Annotated in this window: 13 protein-coding genes; 10 read left to right on the top strand and 3 right to left on the bottom strand. The window is 55.2% G+C overall.

Features of this window, described 5'->3' with window-relative positions; all coding sequences use genetic code 11:
• Positions 1-31: 31 nt before the first annotated feature.
• On the bottom strand, positions 32-1,141 hold the full coding sequence (locus ACGY09_RS08000) for a transporter (RefSeq protein WP_397571134.1): 1,110 nt from the start codon (positions 1,139-1,141) through the stop codon (positions 32-34).
• 1,083 nt (positions 1,142-2,224) lie between these two features.
• Between ACGY09_RS08000 and ACGY09_RS07995 the strand changes: the two genes are divergently transcribed.
• The 8 genes from ACGY09_RS07995 (at position 2,225) to ACGY09_RS07960 (ending at position 11,155) form a co-directional block, all read left to right on the top strand.
• Complete coding sequence (locus ACGY09_RS07995; protein WP_373650809.1) at positions 2,225-2,629, top strand: hypothetical protein; 405 nt, start codon at positions 2,225-2,227, stop codon at positions 2,627-2,629.
• A gap of 261 nt (positions 2,630-2,890) precedes the next feature.
• The gene (locus ACGY09_RS07990) at positions 2,891-5,587 is read left to right on the top strand and encodes a heavy metal translocating P-type ATPase (protein WP_397571133.1); all 2,697 of its coding nucleotides are present in this window, start codon (positions 2,891-2,893) and stop codon (positions 5,585-5,587) included.
• A 22-nt stretch (positions 5,588-5,609) separates the two neighbouring features.
• On the top strand, positions 5,610-6,404 hold the full coding sequence (locus ACGY09_RS07985; protein WP_397571132.1) for a hypothetical protein: 795 nt from the start codon (positions 5,610-5,612) through the stop codon (positions 6,402-6,404).
• Positions 6,405-6,489: 85 nt separating this feature from the next.
• Positions 6,490-6,699 carry a hypothetical protein gene (locus ACGY09_RS07980; RefSeq protein ID WP_397571131.1) on the top strand — a complete coding sequence of 70 codons (210 nt, stop codon included), beginning with the start codon at positions 6,490-6,492 and terminating at the stop codon, positions 6,697-6,699.
• 306 nt (positions 6,700-7,005) lie between these two features.
• Positions 7,006-9,099 (top strand): HMA2 domain-containing protein, encoded by a 2,094-nt coding sequence (locus ACGY09_RS07975; protein ID WP_397571130.1) that lies wholly within the window; start codon positions 7,006-7,008, stop codon positions 9,097-9,099.
• Between the two features lie 38 nt (positions 9,100-9,137).
• A complete protein-coding gene (locus tag ACGY09_RS07970) occupies positions 9,138-9,569 on the top strand; it encodes a hypothetical protein (protein WP_373650814.1) in 432 nt (143 codons plus the stop codon).
• Between the two features lie 324 nt (positions 9,570-9,893).
• Positions 9,894-10,205, top strand: coding sequence for a hypothetical protein (locus ACGY09_RS07965; protein WP_373650815.1), 312 nt, complete (start codon positions 9,894-9,896; stop codon positions 10,203-10,205).
• A gap of 107 nt (positions 10,206-10,312) precedes the next feature.
• Positions 10,313-11,155, top strand: a complete 843-nt coding sequence (locus tag ACGY09_RS07960; protein ID WP_397571129.1) for a DUF454 family protein — start codon at positions 10,313-10,315, stop codon at positions 11,153-11,155.
• Between the two features lie 206 nt (positions 11,156-11,361).
• Here ACGY09_RS07960 and ACGY09_RS07955 read toward each other — a convergent pair whose 3' ends face one another.
• The gene (locus ACGY09_RS07955; protein ID WP_397571128.1) at positions 11,362-13,224 is read right to left on the bottom strand and encodes a HEAT repeat domain-containing protein; all 1,863 of its coding nucleotides are present in this window, start codon (positions 13,222-13,224) and stop codon (positions 11,362-11,364) included.
• Between the two features lie 166 nt (positions 13,225-13,390).
• On the opposite strand from ACGY09_RS07955, the gene ACGY09_RS07950 reads away from it, so the two are divergent.
• A complete protein-coding gene (locus tag ACGY09_RS07950) occupies positions 13,391-14,125 on the top strand; it encodes a hypothetical protein (protein WP_397571127.1) in 735 nt (244 codons plus the stop codon).
• Positions 14,126-14,269: 144 nt separating this feature from the next.
• Positions 14,270-15,892: a hypothetical protein gene (locus tag ACGY09_RS07945; RefSeq protein WP_397569182.1), complete on the top strand. Its 1,623-nt coding sequence runs from the start codon at positions 14,270-14,272 to the stop codon at positions 15,890-15,892.
• Positions 15,893-16,107: 215 nt separating this feature from the next.
• Here the strand turns inward: ACGY09_RS07945 and ACGY09_RS07940 are convergent, their stop codons facing one another.
• Positions 16,108-17,358: a GTPase family protein gene (locus ACGY09_RS07940; protein WP_397571126.1), complete on the bottom strand. Its 1,251-nt coding sequence runs from the start codon at positions 17,356-17,358 to the stop codon at positions 16,108-16,110.
• Between the last annotated feature and the right edge of the window lie 165 nt (positions 17,359-17,523).

Below are 17,523 nucleotides of genomic sequence, written 5' to 3'. Positions count from 1 at the left end.
CCAGAGAATTGGGAACCGAATCGGATTGCACTTAAAGCGCTAACGCGAAACCCATCAGAGCGAAACTAATGGGGGCATCCGGGGTAATCCCGAAGTTGTAACTTCCGAAGACCGCCAGACGGTCATTGACTGTCCAGAGGCTTCCCACACCCATAACCGTGACATTAGGAATCTCGGCCTGGGAAGCCAGCTGAAACTGACTCAGCCGGGGCAGCGCGGCAGCGTTGTAGAAGCCATGAAAGAAGACGTCGAAATCTTTCACGATTTCCCGCTGCAGTGACCATTGGAAACTGAACTGGTACGCGATTTCTCCCTCGCTGTTCTGCACCCCGGTGTAGCCGATGTTGTATTCAAAACCGACCTCATAGGGCAGTGATTGATCGAACAGCAGGTTCACGGACGGCTGCGTTCCCGTGTTAAATGCGGATGATCCCAGCAGCGGCGTCTGCAGGTAAATCTCCAATCCCATGGCAGGGAGGTGGTATCGGGTATTTTCTTCCCAGAAGTTCGCTTTGAAATCAATTGCGAGCGGTTGATACCCCGTGATTCCAGACTGGCCTGCCGATCCCGCTTCGTGCGTAATGCCGTTGGAGAAGACGCGAAACTCGAGGTTGTCCGTCAACCCGTAGCGAATCAGATACTCCCACTGATACATGGCGGGCTGACCCCCTTCGGCACTTCCGCGATAGAAACCGACCGGGGACGTTTCAATGTAAAATCTTCCTTTAGGGATCGTGTAGGCCCCGTTCGGAAAATTCGCAGTATCCGGATCGGGGTCGCGAATGTTGATTTTCAACTGTCGCTTGTACTGGTTTTTCAGTGCCTCGGCGGGGTCTTTCTCTGCCAGCAACCAGCGATCTTCGAAGATCAGATTCGTCAGCCAGGGAAGAAGAAAAGGATCGTATTCGCCTTCAACCCCAAATTCGTCGTGATACCGCCTGGCAGGATCTGCACAAACATCGGGGTAATTAAACTGGGGATCTTCATTTGAGTCGTCGGCGGAATCAATCGAATCCTCGAGACGGTTTCGAAGGCTGGCGCTGACACCACCAAATTGATCACCGAAGGCTCCACCAGGGAACGAAGCGCCACTCGAGCGTGAGTCCTGAGTTGCAGGGCTCTGAAGGCGAACCAAAGACACGGCCGGAGACCCGGCCGCCGGCTCTTGTGTTGAACGGGTGGTGCGCAGCGTCGTGCATCCAGACAGAGTCACAAGCACGAAGAGTGCGCAGGTGACAATCGTTGCAGACTGCGGGCGTGCCGGGATTCTGCATGCACGGCGGACCACTTTGAAGAGGCGTTCAGGTGCCATAATGAATCGAGGCCATGAACTGGAAAATCCCTCCTTCAGATTCATTAAGCAGTTCCTCAGGCAGAAAATTCACTCTCCCGCTGAGTTTTGGCACAGTGCCTGTACGGGTAGCAGCACTATGAAGTTTGCGCTCGTGCGAACTTAACCGTCACGAAACCGGCGTTAAGAGCGAATCTATCTATGTCTTCTGATTCATCCGATCTTTATCGGCCCTACAACCGTCAAATTTGATGAAATCCTCAAGTTTTGGTTGCGGATTCAGCGGTAAAGAAGGATCTGAGGGTTCCTTCACGTATGAGCTCACCGGAATGGAGCTTATAAACGTGGAATTGGGCGTCGTGAAATCCGACACCGGCCGCACGCTGTCAGGACGACCTGAACTTTTTGTGATGTAAAAATAATCGCTGATTGAAAAAGAAACGATTTGACGGCGGTTCTGACCCGTACTAGTGTTGAAAAGACAAGAAGGGTAATTTGTGCAAAGGTGCACCAGGTTAATGGTTTTGACGCCGCAGTCGATCGGACCGTGGCGCCAACCATAGGTGATCATGGTCTCCAAGAGGGATCCAAGATCGCTTTACTCCCGCAGCCCAATCACGCCAACTTCACCAGTTTAATGAGAACGCCTCGTGAATTTACATGAACCTTAAGGCCCTGTCTCGGGCTCTCTGGCCAGTTCCCCCATGCGAAGGTCCCGTTGTTTCAATCCTGCACCTCGACCGGGTCAGTACGGTACCTGGAGATGGCGGCGGAAGAAAAATTCGATCAGCAGATCTTCCGATCCCAAGTTTAAGGCAGACACGGTTGGCCCGGAGGGACTGATTGAGAGTTAGATGGTCGACCGAAGATCGTTTCATCCGCGATTTGCTTGAATCGATGGCTGACAACTTAAAGACGTTTCGAAAGACAAACATGAATAATCCGACAGCTCCTGAGACAAATGCCTTTCTTTCTGATGTGGCCGATAAACTGGAATCAGCGGCCTCAAATCTTGAGGCGGGAATGAACTCTGCGACCGCGGCCATGGGCAGTTGGAGCGACAAGTACATGAATGCGAATTTTGCCAGCAAGCTGGCTTACACGGCGTGTTATTCGCTTTCATACGGAGTCTGTTTCCCCGTCTTCATGGCATGTCACTACATTCCGAAAAATAACAGCCTCGTGGAAGGGCTCGTAGATGGCGCGGCCTCTGCGAATGCCTCCGCCGACAAGACGTTAGCTCGATTCCAGACAGGTCGACTGCAGAGACGCGATCCCCTGACTGGTGAATTCGAAGAAGTTGTTCAGGACGGGGTCGGCTGTCTCGAACCGGCATAACTGGGGAAAATTCGTTAGACGGCAGAAGATGGAAATCGATCTTGGCTTTTGAAGTTTCAGGCTGATTGAATCTGGCGGTACCGAAAAGTCAGGCAGTGGTAGAAATCCATGATTTCAACCGGCCTGTCTCTCTTGTCAATTGTTGCAGCTCCAGTTGATTCACGGATGCGGCCGCTCACAAGTCCATTGCGATGAAATTCCACAGCGAGGCGGAGCTTTCGTGTGGACAACTACGGCGTTTTGGTGTGTGGAGTCTCAACAATGTTTGATTGCGAAGTGCTCGCGTGTGAAGCTGGCGCTCTGAAAATTCAAAGCGATTCTCTCTTTTCAGATCTGAGCAGCACGCGAGCCAAGGCGATTCTTGGATGCATCCTGGGTGCCGATCCGGATGCCGAGATCTCAATTACGGGGGGAGGGGCGACCGGGCGGAAAGCTGTCGCCGAGATTCGGCACAATCATGCGTCACCGACGGGATTCCTCAAATCCATCGTCGCCAGGATTCGCAGCCTGGTGGAACCGCCCGCAACTGCGAGCACGCCGACGGACATCCATGCTCGCGATCAAAAGCCGGTCTATGACGGGGTGTTAACTGGAAGACCTGTTGTTGCCGGTGACGGCGCTTCGGTGAAATCTCATCGTGGTTCGCGAAACGGTCAGGTGGCAGGCCAGAACGGCACTACTGCACATTCCTCTGCGGAACGCGCTCCATCTGTTTCGCTCGCAGATATCTTGCTGATGCCGGATCGCAAGGGAGTGACGCGAGTTGGGCGCAACGGCAATCATGCAACTGCCTGGGAGATCATTCACGAAATACCCGGTCGACTTCGATTGAAGCACCCTGCTCTGTATCGCCGTAAGGACGTGTGTCAGAGCATCGAACGTGAATTGATGAGCATGCTGGGGGTCGATAGTTATAAAACGCGCTCTTCGACAGGAACCTTGCTCGTCACTTACAACCAACGTGATCTGCGCAAGGATCAGGTGATTACGATTCTGGATCGGGCCATCGCCCGGGCAGAACTCTCTCCGCACCTGGACCCGCCAGACCTGGATTTTCCGCTGGCCATCGCCTCTGTTCCGCTGGCCGCAGTCGCGCAATTTGCGTTTCCTCCGCTCTTGCCTGTCGCGGGCCTGTTGTTCGGCTACACGTCGATCACCACGTTTAAGGAAGCCTACCATGTGCTCGTCCACGAACGGCGACTCGGTGTCGATGTTCTGGATGCCATCGTCGTGACCGGTTGTGTAATCACTGGACAGATCTTCGCTGGCTCGGTTCTGTGCTTGTGCCTCAGCTTCGGTCGCATGCTGGTGAAGAAGACCCAGGATGATTCAAAGCGACTGCTGGTGCAGGCGTTCGGAAAGCAGGCTCAATTCGTCCGTCTGCTTCGAGATGGTGAAGAAGTTGAGACGCCGCTGGATGAACTGAAAAAAGGTGATGTCATCGTCGTCCATACGGGAGATGCGGTTCCGGTTGACGGCGTTGTCAAAGACGGAATGGCGATGATCGATCAGCACGCCCTGACCGGTGAATCGACGCCGTCCGAGAAGTCTCCAGGGGACAAAGTATTCGCCTCGACACTGATGGTCGCAGGGAAAGTCTATGTCGAAGTCGAAAACGCGGGGAGCGAGACAACATCCTCCAAAATCGCACAAATCCTGAACGATTCCGCAGGATACAAGCTAACGAGTCAGCACAAAGGTGAGCGAATGGCGGATAAGGCCGTCATTCCGACGCTGGCCATCGCAACCGCAGGCATGGCGACTCTGGGACCGCAAGGCGCAGTGGCCATTCTGAACAGTGATTTCGGCACCGGGATCCGGATGGCGGCTCCTCTGGGTATGCTGACATCACTCGCGCTTTGCGCCCACAAGGGAATCCTTGTCAAAGATGGTCGGGCACTTGAGTTGATGAACGATATCGACACTGTGCTGTTTGATAAGACTGGTACCCTGACAAGAGAACGCCCGGAAGTCGGGCATATCATTCCCTTCAACGGGCATGAACGAAACCGCCTGTTGCAGCTGGTTGCGTCTGCAGAGCAGCGGTTCTCGCACCCGATTGCCAAATCGATCGTGCTGGAATTTGAAAAGACCGGCATGCCGATGCTTCCGATCGACGATTCGAAGTATCAGGTGGGTTATGGCCTGGAGGCCGTTATCGATGGTCACACGGTCAAAGTCGGAAGCATTCGCTATATCAAGCTCGAGCAAATCGAGATTCCTATGGAAGTGCAGGAAGTCGTCGAGGTGGCTCACCGCGAAGGACACACCCTGGTGATGGTGGCTCTGGACGGCGTCTTTGCAGGGGTCATCGAACTGCGAGCCTCGCAGCGGCCTGAAGTGATCAGCATCATCAAGGGGCTGAGAGACCGCGGAATCAAGCACATCGCCATCATTTCAGGTGACCACGAAGGGCCGACGAAAAAGTTGGCCGAAAGCCTTGGAATGGACGAGTACTTTGCCGGCGTGCTGCCCGGTGACAAAGCGGACTATGTCGAACGGCTCCAGAAACAGGGACGCAAGGTCTGCTTCGTAGGTGACGGGATCAACGACTCAATCGCACTCAAGAAGGCCAACGTCTCGATCTCGCTTCGCGGTGCCTCGTCGATCGCAACCGATACCGCCCAGATCGTGTTTATGGAAGAGAGCCTGCATCGGCTCTGTGAGCTTCGAGATATCGCGCGGGACCTGGATAAGAACGTGCGAAACAGTTGGTACCTGATCTTGGCGCCGAACCTGCTGTGTATTGCGGGGGCCTTTACGATGGGCTTCGGCATCATGGCATCGGTGATCACAAACAATGTGGCTGCCATGGCCGCACTGGCCAATGGAATGATGCCGCTGAAACGGATCGCAGACGAACAGGCGATGAAGCAGGCACAGAAGGAGATGACCCTGCTCGTCACCGAGTCGCTGGATGCCGCTCATAAACCACAGGTTCACCTGCAACCCGCCTGACACTCACTGTAGAGAGCAGACTATGACTGACAAAAAATCGGGGAAGGGAAAAGATCACCCGTCGAACCACAAGCAGCACGGCCACAGGCCACAACGTGCTGCGAATGGTGGGCTGGCGGAATCAACTCCTGAGTCACATGCCGTCCAGTCAGTTGCATCGGCGCACGAAGAGTCGGGGGCAGAGTCACGTGCCAGCCACGCTGCAGCAGAACAGTCAGAGCGTACGGCTGCAGCCATGGCCGAACGGGTCTCGCCAGGGGAACTCAGTCAGCCAGAGGCATCGGAGGCCAGTCAGATTCCGGTGGCGGCTCCCGACGTTGAATCTCTGGAGAATTCGCAAGCAACGGCCGGAGCAGCCAGCCACCATGGGGCCAGCAACCGGCGAATTCTCGATGTTTTTCTGATCGATTCAGGCTGGAACAATGAGGTTGGCAAGGCTGTCCGTGAGAACCTGCCGATTTTTGCCAATTATCTTGAAGGTCAGCGCTTCTTCGTGTTGAACGAAACGCAGTCTCTTAAATACATCAAGCGGCATCCATCGCTGGTGGGGGCTGATCCCGTCCTGATCGTGCTGGATCGAAAGGCGGTTAAGGAACGTTCTCCCAAGGGATTTGGGTTTCGTCTCTGCCTGGGCCACATGAGAAATCCTGACGCGGCAATCTCAATGATGAAATGGGCAATCCAGCTCTCGATGGCGTCGAACGGGGATCAAATGGCGACGCTGGTCAGAGAGAGCGGTCATCGCCAGACCATTCAGGGAACAATCGAATTGATCGGAGAAGGGTCCGCCCACCTGCTGGAATTTGCTCCCGTTTAAGTGTCTGGCAGGGTGTGTCTGTCCCGCAGCGTGACTGTGTGACGGGACACAAACAGTTAGTAACCTCTTCAAGGAATGGAACGCGATGAACGAAGGTATCGGCGGCGTCGTATTAGGGTTTGTCGGGTTTCTCGGGGTGGCCTACCTCGGCGTGAAAGTACGACAGAACCAGAAGCGACTTCAAAGGATGGTGGCAGTCATCGATAGTCGGCACACCTTTGAAACAGACTACCTGTTTGAACTTGCCGACCGGGGAGACCTGGCTCTTTATTCGACCGGACCGCTGGTCAATTGATTCCCGACAAGGGTGACAAGATCGCTCGTTGACAGAGGTCGTTCTCTGATGTCCCAGGCAAGCAGGATTTTTGTGGATCGCGAAGCGGGCACAGTGGTGTTGTGCTCGCCCGCGCTCGCGCAGACGCAGCCATGGGAAAAGACCCGAGAGATCCTTCGGCGTGTACTGGCAGCAGAGTGCGTTGAGTCGGTTGTTGTCGATCGAGCACGAGAGTCGCTAAGCCTGCACGTAAAGGGGCTTACTGGTTCTGCTGGACATCGCGACGTCTCAAAGGGCGGCGCGGCATCCCAGATACCATCGCACAACATGTCGAAGGCCCAAGGAGCGCTCAAGGACATCGTTACCCACTTGCGCGACGAAGGTCTAGTCAATCCGCCAATCAGCGACAGCTATGCCAGGCAGTCCTGCTTGAAGTTGCAAAAGAAAACACCATTCGGCACCGCCACGGCTGGCACTATTGTGCACGCTCTTTCCGGGCGAGTCCGTATTCACCACCCTCTGCTTCGCGGGAATGGAGACCTATCGAGACACGCAGTCATTGCCTTGAAGATGACGCCCGGCATCACGGGGGTCTCTGCCAGTTCCATGACCGGATCGATTCTGGTCCACTTTAATCCGAGCGTCGTGACCACAGATCAGTTGCTGTGGACGATCGAGAATGTACTGACTTCACGATTAAACGAACTCGAATTACTAACGGGACCACCGCTGCGGCGATGGGGGGAATCGGCTGCCTGTCTCGGTCTGGCAGTTGCCTCGGAGTTCTTTGTTCCTGTCGTTGCACCGCTGACGGCCATCGCATTTGTTGCCAGCAACCTTCCGACGCTCAAGCGAGGTGTTGCGGAACTGGCGACACTGAACTGGCGAGTATCTGCACTCTATACCGTGATCATGGGGACAACTCTGATCAGCGGACAGTTCCTGGCTGCAGCGTTGATGCAGGCCTCCATTACGTGCTGGCATGGCTGGTCGAGCCGTCGCCTGCGGCGAATCATCCATCAACTGAAGTGTCAGGCACAACTACCAATCCTGACGGGAGACCTGCAGGCTTTGCAGGTATTGCCTCGAGGGACATCCCCTCAATCACTGATTGGGACATCCGTGATGTTCGATGCGGGAGCGATTCTCCCGTACGACGGCATCATTGAGCGTGGGAGTGCCGCGCTCGATGAAAAGTGTGTCCGGGGTATCAGAGGGACCTCTCAACGTTCAGAAGGTGACTCGGTATTTGCCGGATCACGGGTCGTCACTGGCCAGTTGCAGCTTCGGGTCACTGCCATCGGCCATGAGACTCGCATGGCGAAGATCAGGGATACCTTGCTGAGCGCCGTTGCTGGACTTCCTGGTCGAGGAACTCCTACCGAGCGAGGTCATTCGTCCGCATCACGGTTTGTCCCCTTCACTTTTGCCACCGGGACGGCCGCGATCATGCTGGGAGATCTGACGACGCTGGCTGCTGTCCTCAGGCCGGATTTCGCCACCGGCCCTTCGATGTCAGAACGATTCAGTAACTTTAGCAGCATCTGTCACCTCTGGGATGAGGGCTGGCTGGTGAGGGATAGCGAAACACTTCATCGCCTTGCCAAGACCCGGACTGTCGTCGTCGCGCACGTTGCGTCTTCTCCAGAGGGACGTGCTACCCAAGCGCTAGCGGATGCGATTTCCGGCGTCGACGAACTGAAGGAGCGGGTTCGAATCCGCAATACCACGCCATCAGGTCCAGGTCTCGAGTTCCATGAAGTCTTTGGGCCAGCAGACTTCTGTCGTCATTACATCCGCAACCTGCGGTCTCGGACTGACAAAGTCGCAGTGATGTCCAGTGGACAACTGCTGGGCCAGCTTCAGCAAGATGACGTGATTCGTATTTCCAGTACACCTCATGAGTGTTTAAACACGCGGGATTTCGACGTTCTGGGATTGCATGCGGAGCCACAACGAGTTGAGCAGCTTTGGAGTGTTCTGCAAGAAACGGGACGTCCCCACCGACTGGGGTGGGCCGCAGTGGTGGCGTTCAATTCGCTCGCAATTTCCGGAGCATTCCTGGCTGGTTTTACGAGTCTGCACGTGGTCTTACTGACGAATCTGGGGGCGCTGACGGCTGGGCTTCTCAGCAATCGGCATTTCAGGCAGGCGAAGGTTCTGCTTTCAGGAAATGACCACATCTCCGAGCCTGACCCCAGTAACGCAGGCACGTCTATAGACTGTCCTGAACAAGCTGGCATGGTTCAGGGCGATTTGCAGAGCAAACCATCCAGTGCCCCGACATGTGAAGGGGTGAATGGGGCCAGGAATGCGAAAATGAGCTCACGTCAGAAAATCGATCCCCGACGCGGAACCGCTTCGTCGACGTCCTCACGATCATCGGATCTGGACGTCATCAGCAAGACCGACCCAAACTGACAGTTCGCCGTCCGCAACTTTGACCAGAGTGAACTACCGTGACTGAAACCGAAACTGTTGAATCGCCGCAATCGATGGATGCTCACGGAACTTCCGACGCTCCGGGAACCGTGGAGGGTTTCGCAGGGGCCGAGAGGACTGCGTCATCTCAATCGGATCCCACAGAAGATGCGTCTCAAGCTCAGATGGGAAGCGGAGATCTGGACGCCGAAGAAACCATTGAGATGCTTGGTCGACTTCCACCTGAATTTGGCATGCTGCTGATCCTATCAGGTATCGCCGGAGTGATCCTGCCCGGTCCTGTTGGAACGCCCCTGCTTATTGCGGGGGGCGTCACGATGTGGCCGAAAGCTTTTGGGCCCATCGAGCGATGGTTCAGTCGAAAATTCCCCGCCGTTCATCGAGAAGGCGTTCATCAGATCAGGGAATTCGTCAAGGACTTACAACGCCGATTTCCTGAATCGAAATGACAGTTCGGCAACCGCCGCGAGAGTAATTCAAGTCGATGTCGCGGCAATGACACCTCTTTTACAGCCCTTTGAAAACAATCCATTCCGGAGAATTACCATGTTACGGTTAGCACGACTTGCTGGTGGCTTTGCAGAAACTGTTATGATGGGATTTGCGTTCGCCGTCGGTTGGATTCTGGCCTTGGCCGTCGTCTCCAGCATGGTGGCGTGATTCGTATCTAACGAACGAATTTCGTAGTTTCAGTCTCGACTAAGTTGGGAGAGACTTGTTTCAATTCAATATCCTCCCCGGAGACGGGGGAAAGCGTGTTCAAGGAGTCTGATATGTCCGAAGCATTGGCGATGACGATCAATGAAGTTCCCACGACAACAACTGGCATCCTGGCAACGACCAGGCATGCGATGGAAAGTGGGATCGCAGATGCCCGCGCCAGTGTGGAAGAGGCTTGGCCCAAGATTACCGCCGCCGTGGGAAAAGGGACCTATAACTCGGCGTACTCCGTCGCGTTTGGTGTCGCTTTCCCTGTCCTCCTGCTCGCGAAGGTGATTCCTCAGAACAACTGTATTGTGTGGGGACTGGTCGATGGCGCCAAAGCGGCCAGTAACTACTGCGATCGCACTTTCGGAAAAAAATGAGTGCGGTATGATTCCGGCTGGTTGAAAACCTCATCTCAAACGACGGCGCTTGAGAACCACCGTCAGATCGATCATTAGTCTGCTTTTCGCACAATGTGGAGTTCATTATGGCGATTCAGATTATGGGCAAGTCGCCTCAATTGACTCTGTTCTTTGATCGATCGACGGCGCGGCTTTCGCGGAAAAATATGGAGCTGCTGGGACAGACCCTTTCCGATGTTGAGGGAGTCGAGTCCGTGCAGGTCCGTCGTGTCTGGTACGGCTGTCAAAGTCTCACCGTGCAGTTTGATCCGAATGACGAACCCAATTCGATTCTGCGAAAAATGGCCCGGGCTTTGCGAAAAGTTGACGGGAACAGCTCTGGTAAGGACGACGACGCTTCGGGGCAGAATTCGACCGGATGCCCGTTTCCACTATTATCATCAACAGCCGCCCCGGCTGAGTCGGCAGCAACTCAAGGCTTCCACGGACTGGATGTGGCCTCTTCAGGATACCTTCGCTCGGTCCAGCGGCTTCGAGAATTGAGTTACGCGGTCCTGACATTGGGTTGCTTTGGCATGTCCTGGGTGGGACTCGTCGTACCGGGGATCCCCACAGTCCCCTTCGTGCTCCTCACGGCTCACTTCGGCCTTCAGGCTTCACCTCGACTGCGACGTTCTTTATTGCGAAGTCGTATGTTTGGCCAAATGATGCGCGACTGGCAGGCGCATCGCGCCATCCGGCGCAATGTTCAATTGCAGGCGTACTTCTTTACGACGCTTATCGTTGTCGCGGGGTTTCTTACGTCTCCCCCGATTCCGATCCTCTATGGGGTGATGCTCGTCGGAAGCTTCTTCGGGTTCTACGCAGTGTCGAAGATTCCGGTCCTGGAGCAGGATGGCACGATAAGACGGAACCGGCGCACAACAGCGGTGCAGCTTTCTCTGAGCCCCGCAGTTGGGACCGTGTAATCGCGTAGGTCCCCGAAATTCTGCGAACTCCCCTGGTGACGTCGGTCGATTCGAACGTCAGCCTTTGATGTCTTGCGCATTCATGGAATCGTGATGCCTCGATTGGCCCTTTCGCGGTTCGTTGACGCTTCAAAGAATGAATCAGGCCGCACGTGGAACTCACGCGCGGCCTGGTTTTTGTCGACTCAGCAGACTGCCTGCGGCGACTACTTCAATTTGGCGATCGCTGCTTCTGCGGCTTTACGAACAGATTCGTCAGAGTCTTTCAAAGCCAACGAAAGAGCGTCCTTGGCCAGGTGTGAACCGTTTCCGATCTTGCCAAGTGTCTCTGCGACTTCGATGCGAATCTTGGGGTTGGCCGAACCGTGCAATGCTGCTGCGAGCAGCGGAATTGCAACTTCAACCGTCTTTTCATCAGGAGCGACGTGAACAAGAGCCCAGGCGGCAATTGTTCTCTCGTATGTATCCCGGCTCTTCATCTGTTTTTGCAGGTGCGAGACGGCCGCCGATGAACCCTTTCCGATCTTTCCGAGCGTGTAGCAGGCGACGGGTCGCAAAGCGGGGTCAGCGTCCGAGAGGACTTTTACAACGGCTTCAACAGCGGGCTGACTGTCAGGGCCAATTTCCGCCAGAGCAATCAGGGTTTCTCGGCGCACAGTCGGGTCCTGGTCGGCCAGACGCTTCTGCAATTCAGGTACAGCATTTTTGGCCTTGGGGCCGAATTGACCAATCGTTTCAACGGCTTCACGACGGATGTCGGCTCGTTCGTTGCTCAGCGCCGTGACGAGTTTAGGGAGGCCAATTGATTGGTACTCATCGTTCTTGGGATCGATCTGAAGCAATGCCCAGATGCTGGCGAGCTGCAGGATTTCGTCATCCGAAGCGTTCAGGCTGTTCTTGAGTGAAGGGACTGCGTCTTTTGCTTTCAGCTTGCCGAGGGCATAGGCCGCAGCCGGACGGGCTTTGAACTGCTTGTCATCAAGTGACTTGATCAAAGCTGGGGTCGTCGACTTTGCGGCGTCTCCAATGGCAGCCAGCGCGACAATGGATTCTCGTTGCAGGCTGGGGTTCTTGGAACTGATCAGTGCAGCCAGCGGAGCTACTGCCCCTTTCGCTGCGGGACCAATGCCAGCAAGGATGGTCACGATGGCATGCTGTGTCTTTTCATTCTTCAGAGCTTCGACCAGTGCCGGGACGGCTGCTTCGCCAAATTGCTGAAGTGCGTGAGCAGCATTGAAACGAACTTGTGCGTCAGTATCCGTCAGAGCGGCAATCACCGTGGGGATCGCTGCTTTCGCAGCCGGGCCAATATCCCCAAGCGCGCTGATTGCGTGCCAACGGAGTTTGGATTCTGACGATTTTGCGGCGGAGATGAGGTTATCGACGGCACCGGAGGCGTCGGCGCCAATTCCGGCAAGGGCGTCACAAGCGTGCATGCTGGCCGAGGGATTGGAATTGCTGATGACTTCCTTCGTTGCAGCCACGGCGGGGGCACCAATAAACACAAGGCCCTGGACCGATTCGTTGGCCACGTCATGGCGGTCACTCTTCAGCCCCGACACAAGGACGGGGATCAGGTCTTTTGCGTGCTCACGCTTCCCTGATTCGATCTCAATTTCCGCGATCGCGCGAGCGGCGCTGACGGCCACAAGCAGCTCTTTGTCCTGGAGGGTCTTCTTCAGTTGTGGAATTGCCGATTCCGCGTTGGCACCGTACTTGCGGAGTGCAGTCACCGCGCTGTGGCGCAGCAGGGGGATGGGGTCTGACAGGACTGCGGTCAACGCGGGAACGGCCTGATCAGGATTCGCTGCAATACGACCGAGAGCGTCAATCGCTTCATAACGAAGACCAGCGTCTTTGTCGTCGAGTGTCTTAATCAGAAACGGGACGGAATCTGCAGCCGCGGGGCCGATTCCACCCAGAATTTCGGCAGCTTTGGCTTTCTCTTCCAGCGATCCTGATTCCAGTTGCTTGTTCAACACCGTCAGCTCATGATCTTGAGCTATGGCGAAAGACATCGCGCAACACACTACTACCGTCGCCAGCGTTCCTGTCAGTCGCATTCTCATGCCCTACTACCCTTTGATCGCGAGTTTATGCTTGATGGAGAGATGTCGTATCCGGTACAACGTTTGGTTGCTCTCATTTGATTCTAACAGCGTCGATACTGCGGTCGCCACTCTGAGTTTTGATTTCGTGAGATGGCACTCAATCGTTTGATTCAGAATGCGGATAATGACTTCCGCGAAGGGGTTGATGATGAAAACGCCGGTCGTAATTGCGATTCTTGCCTTAGCTGCGGCCCTGCCTTCAGGCTCTTCGACCTACGCATATGACAACTGGTACGGCGCGGGTGGATTGGGAGGAATGTATGGTGGATACGGCGGGTACGGTGGCTTTGGTTGGGGATGGGGCGGTGCCGCTGGCGGCGTAGGCCAGATCTACAGCGGGATGGGAAACCTCGTCCGTGCAGAAGGCCAGCGAAACGTGCTCGACTCCCAGGCCGAAATCAATCTCCAGAAGGCTCTCCAGGAAAACGAAAAGGCCAGAACGTTGCATCTGGAAAATCAGCAGAAAATTCATGCTGAGAAGTTACGACGGGAACGGGAAGCAAAAGCCCGTAACAACGAAGATCGCAGACTGGCGATTGAGTCGCGCGCCCGCCAGCAGCAGTTCCTCGAAGCGCATCGACCGCAGCCACTTCCTAGCAGCCAGCTCGATCCTGCCAGTGGTACGATTCATTGGCCGACGGCATTGAGAAACAGCACCTTCGATGAGGGGCGTCAATCGATCGAATCAATGCTCGAAAAATTCACCAAGTATGGTCCTACGAATGATTTGACCATGCAGATTGGTAGCGCTATCAACGAACTGAAGACGAAGCTCCGCGGACAGATCCTCGCGATGTCCATGCCCGAATACACAGAGTCACGGCAGTTTCTTGATAGCCTCGCTGAATCGGTGCGATAGTATCTCCTTATCAGACGAGGGTGCAATCCCGTTTTGCGGTCGAGTACGGAGAAGTGATTATTTGCTGAGTGATCTCTGAGTCTGTGTTATTCTTCCCTGCTGTTGTCCAATCGAGGATTGGATGGATTCGGCACCGAGATCGCAATGGAGGGCGGTCGAATGGGAGGGATTTCCTTGGACGGTCGGGATGGTGAGTTTATTAAATCCGTTTCGGAGATGCTCTTCCGATTCAGTGGCGAGGTGTTTCCGAAGCTGGGGGAGTGGGAACGTCGTCTGAAAGGAGACCCGCTGAGTCTGGAAGCCCTTGAGTTGGAAGTCCAGCGGGAGTTCGCGCGGGGTGCGGGGATGGTCGTGGCGGGCTTGGCATCAGTCGTGATGCAGACACCGGAATTTGCCGCTGCCGCCGAGCAGACGCGACAAGACTATTCGATTCCGCTATCCAAGGGGCGTGATCGAAAGATGTCGGTTCGGCTTCTGGGGGGCGTGGTCATGTGGATCACGTCGCTTTACTGTGAAGCGAGTCGTCGTCGCGGGAATGGTCTGCAGAAGGAAGAATCAGTCTCGGGCCTACAGATTGAACAGGTGCAATTCGGGCTGGGAAAGAAAGTCTCTCCCGGGCTGGAGAGTACGGTCTCTCGGCAGTCGGCTCTGTGTCCCTCGTTTGAACTGGCTTGTGAGGAACTGGAGCGTCAGGGACTGTCGCTCAATCTCAAAACGGTGCGGCGGATTTCTCAGCAGTGCGGTGAGAAACTGCTGAAGCTACGAACGGCAGAATTGGCCTCCTGGCGTGCTGGAACTTTGGCATCGACAAACGAACTGTCGGGGAAGCGTGTGTCGATCCAGATCGACGGCGGCCGGACGAAACTCCGTGGAAAACTGCGAGCGGCAACGCCTCATGCAGAACAACTCAACGAAGACGGTTTGATTATCAGTGATGCGCCGGGACGCTCTAAGCGCCTCGCAAAACGGACGTTCGATGGCGAATGGCGCGAACCCAAGTTGATGACGATCTTCATTCATGATGAGCAGGGGCGCCTGGAGAAGAAGTCACGCATGACAATGGATGGGACGTTTGCGGGACCTGACGCTATGGCGGAACTGGTTGCCATGCACTTGCATCGCCTGGGAGCAGCCAAGGCACTGAGCCTGACCTTTGTCAGTGATGGAGCGGTCTGGATCTGGGACCGCGTCGATCAAATCGTGGCTCAAGCGCGGATTCCGAAGGAGGTCGTGATTCATCAGGTTCTGGATACCTGCCATGCCGTGCATCATATCTCACGAGCGTTAGCCACGCTCGGCGTGACCACGGAACAGCGGATGCCCCTGTATCGGGATCTTCGCACGCGACTACGTAACGGAGAATGGGAATACGTCGTCCAGGAACTACGAGTGTTTGCTGAAGACGAACCCACCAACGCGGAACTTCAAACCGAATTGAACTACCTCCAGCGACACGGGGATGCGGGACGATTGAACTATGCCGAATTTCGTCGCTGCGGTCTCCCCCTGGGAAGCGGTGCCATTGAAAGCAGTATCCGCCGAGTCATCAACCTGCGGCTGAAAGGAAACGGCGTCTTCTGGCGAGAACATCACGCGGAAGAAATGTTGCAACTGCGCGCCTTGGTGATCAGTCGCCGTTGGGATGAACAGGTCAAACGAATGCGAGCTTGGACCAAGAAACATCACCTCGCCACCTGGCAATGGACACCCCAACTGATGTCCTGCAAAGTTGAACCCCAAACCGCGAGTCCACAAAACACCCTGTAATCAAGAGTTTCACCGAACGCAAAACGGGGTTGCACCCTCAGACGAACACTGATAAGTCAGTCGAATAAGTCATTCGAAAACATCGACAATGCGATTGGACTTCCTCGTCGCTGTTTCCCAGGCGGAAGCAGCGACTTTTTGTTTCTGTGGCGGGATCGTGGTGGCGGAAGATGGTAGCCATGTCTGGAATCGGGATGTCGGCCGAGTTCCAGGTTTCACCCCTTGCGGTTGCGCCATGACATCATGGCCTGCTGTAACTGTTCGGCCCACACTGTGTTCAACTCCTCTGTCGATGGAACGTGTCCGTTCTTCATCTCTCCAAAGTACCAGCAGCACGCCTTTCCCAGCGAAAAGGTGTAAGCAAATGCCAGCGCCGCATTCGCAGTTTGTCCGACGAAGGGAATCAGCTTCAGCGGTGCTTTGACCGCAAATCGGACAGCCAGCCTGCCTCCGATGGCGCCGACCATCTTTGCCAGTAGTGAGGCATTCATTTTCTGGTCATACAGTTCCGCAAGCAGATAGACCAGGCGCGTCTGCAATGCCATTACAACTGGGATATCAACCCAGGGTAAAGGAGAGGCCGCAGATGTCGCGGCCAGACTGCTATAGGTCAAGATCGTCGGCATGGCCTGCTTCTCGGTCAGATCCCGCAGCGAATCTCGCACAACGTCAAGGTTGATCAGGGCCTGCCGACACGCTTCCGGAAGAAAGTCAATCAGGGCCTCTTCCAACCGCTTTCCTCCGTAGTTCGGTTCCGTATAGCCCTCTTCGGGGTTGGTCAAATCAATCGGGATGATGCGATCCACAAGTCCCGCGAACCGCTCTTCATGCTCCCGCAGGCTGCGCTGCAGCGCCGGATGTGTGGCGAGCTGGGATGGAAGCAGATCCTGAGCTGATTGATTCGCGGCGGGCAAGATCGAATTGACGACCTGACCATCCTCTGACACGTGTGATGACGTAGTCACCTGATCAAACGGATCGGGGACAGGATGTTGCTGAAACGGATACGCCTCGTGCAGGCAAGTGAGTGCAAGGATGATGGGCCGCGTTGGCCGGGCCTCTCGAATTTTCCTCAGCGGCGCAACCACATCAGCCAGTGCGTGATCCATGACTCTGGCCACAACAATTACGACGTGAGTCGAGTTATTGAACGATTCGATATCTTCACGCGGATCGTAGTCCGCTTCCCCCAATCCGCGCGTATCCAGAAATCGGACCAGCGTCTCTGACGAGTCAGGAAAGTCATAGCGAAAGGAAGTTCGAGTCTGAGGTTGAAACCCATTGCCAATCTCGGCCTGAGTCGAGCCGGTGATGTACCGAACGATCGACGACTTTCCGCTGCCCGTCTTTCCGAACAACCAAAAGACCGGAATGGGAATTTTCTTCAATAACTCTTTCCGACGCTGCTCAAACTGCTCGTCCGTCAACGACCTAAACCCAAGCAAGGACTTGACTCGGTCGAACATGTTGCTGGGCCTTGTAGCGGGAGTTGGGGTGCAATGGTGTCGGGACTGTATTGAATCAGGAATTGATGTGACATGCGAACGTAAATCTCGACGTTTCAGCAGGATCCCGGACGACAGTCGTCAGCAGATTTCCTGGTCCTATTTGAAGAATTGATTCCCTGGCGG

The organism is Schlesneria sphaerica (assembly GCF_044336245.1).
GTDB classification, from domain to species: Bacteria; Planctomycetota; Planctomycetia; order Planctomycetales; family Planctomycetaceae; genus Schlesneria; species Schlesneria sphaerica.
This window is presented reverse-complemented; position numbering and strand designations above follow the sequence as displayed.

Excerpts from the sequence above, each read along its gene's own strand:
- ACGY09_RS07995 (WP_373650809.1), top strand. The coding sequence starts at position 2,225 with ATGAATAATCCGACAGCTCCTGAGACAAATGCCTTTCTTTCTGATGTG.
- ACGY09_RS07990 (WP_397571133.1), top strand. The coding sequence starts at position 2,891 with ATGTTTGATTGCGAAGTGCTCGCGTGTGAAGCTGGCGCTCTGAAAATT.
- ACGY09_RS07985 (WP_397571132.1), top strand. The coding sequence starts at position 5,610 with ATGACTGACAAAAAATCGGGGAAGGGAAAAGATCACCCGTCGAACCAC.
- ACGY09_RS07980 (WP_397571131.1), top strand. The coding sequence starts at position 6,490 with ATGAACGAAGGTATCGGCGGCGTCGTATTAGGGTTTGTCGGGTTTCTC.
- ACGY09_RS07975 (WP_397571130.1), top strand. The coding sequence starts at position 7,006 with ATGTCGAAGGCCCAAGGAGCGCTCAAGGACATCGTTACCCACTTGCGC.
- ACGY09_RS07965 (WP_373650815.1), top strand. The coding sequence starts at position 9,894 with ATGTCCGAAGCATTGGCGATGACGATCAATGAAGTTCCCACGACAACA.
- ACGY09_RS07960 (WP_397571129.1), top strand. The coding sequence starts at position 10,313 with ATGGCGATTCAGATTATGGGCAAGTCGCCTCAATTGACTCTGTTCTTT.
- ACGY09_RS07955 (WP_397571128.1), bottom strand. The coding sequence starts at position 13,224 with ATGAGAATGCGACTGACAGGAACGCTGGCGACGGTAGTAGTGTGTTGC.
- ACGY09_RS07950 (WP_397571127.1), top strand. The coding sequence starts at position 13,391 with ATGACTTCCGCGAAGGGGTTGATGATGAAAACGCCGGTCGTAATTGCG.
- ACGY09_RS07945 (WP_397569182.1), top strand. The coding sequence starts at position 14,270 with ATGGAGGGCGGTCGAATGGGAGGGATTTCCTTGGACGGTCGGGATGGT.
- ACGY09_RS07940 (WP_397571126.1), bottom strand. The coding sequence starts at position 17,358 with ATGTTCGACCGAGTCAAGTCCTTGCTTGGGTTTAGGTCGTTGACGGAC.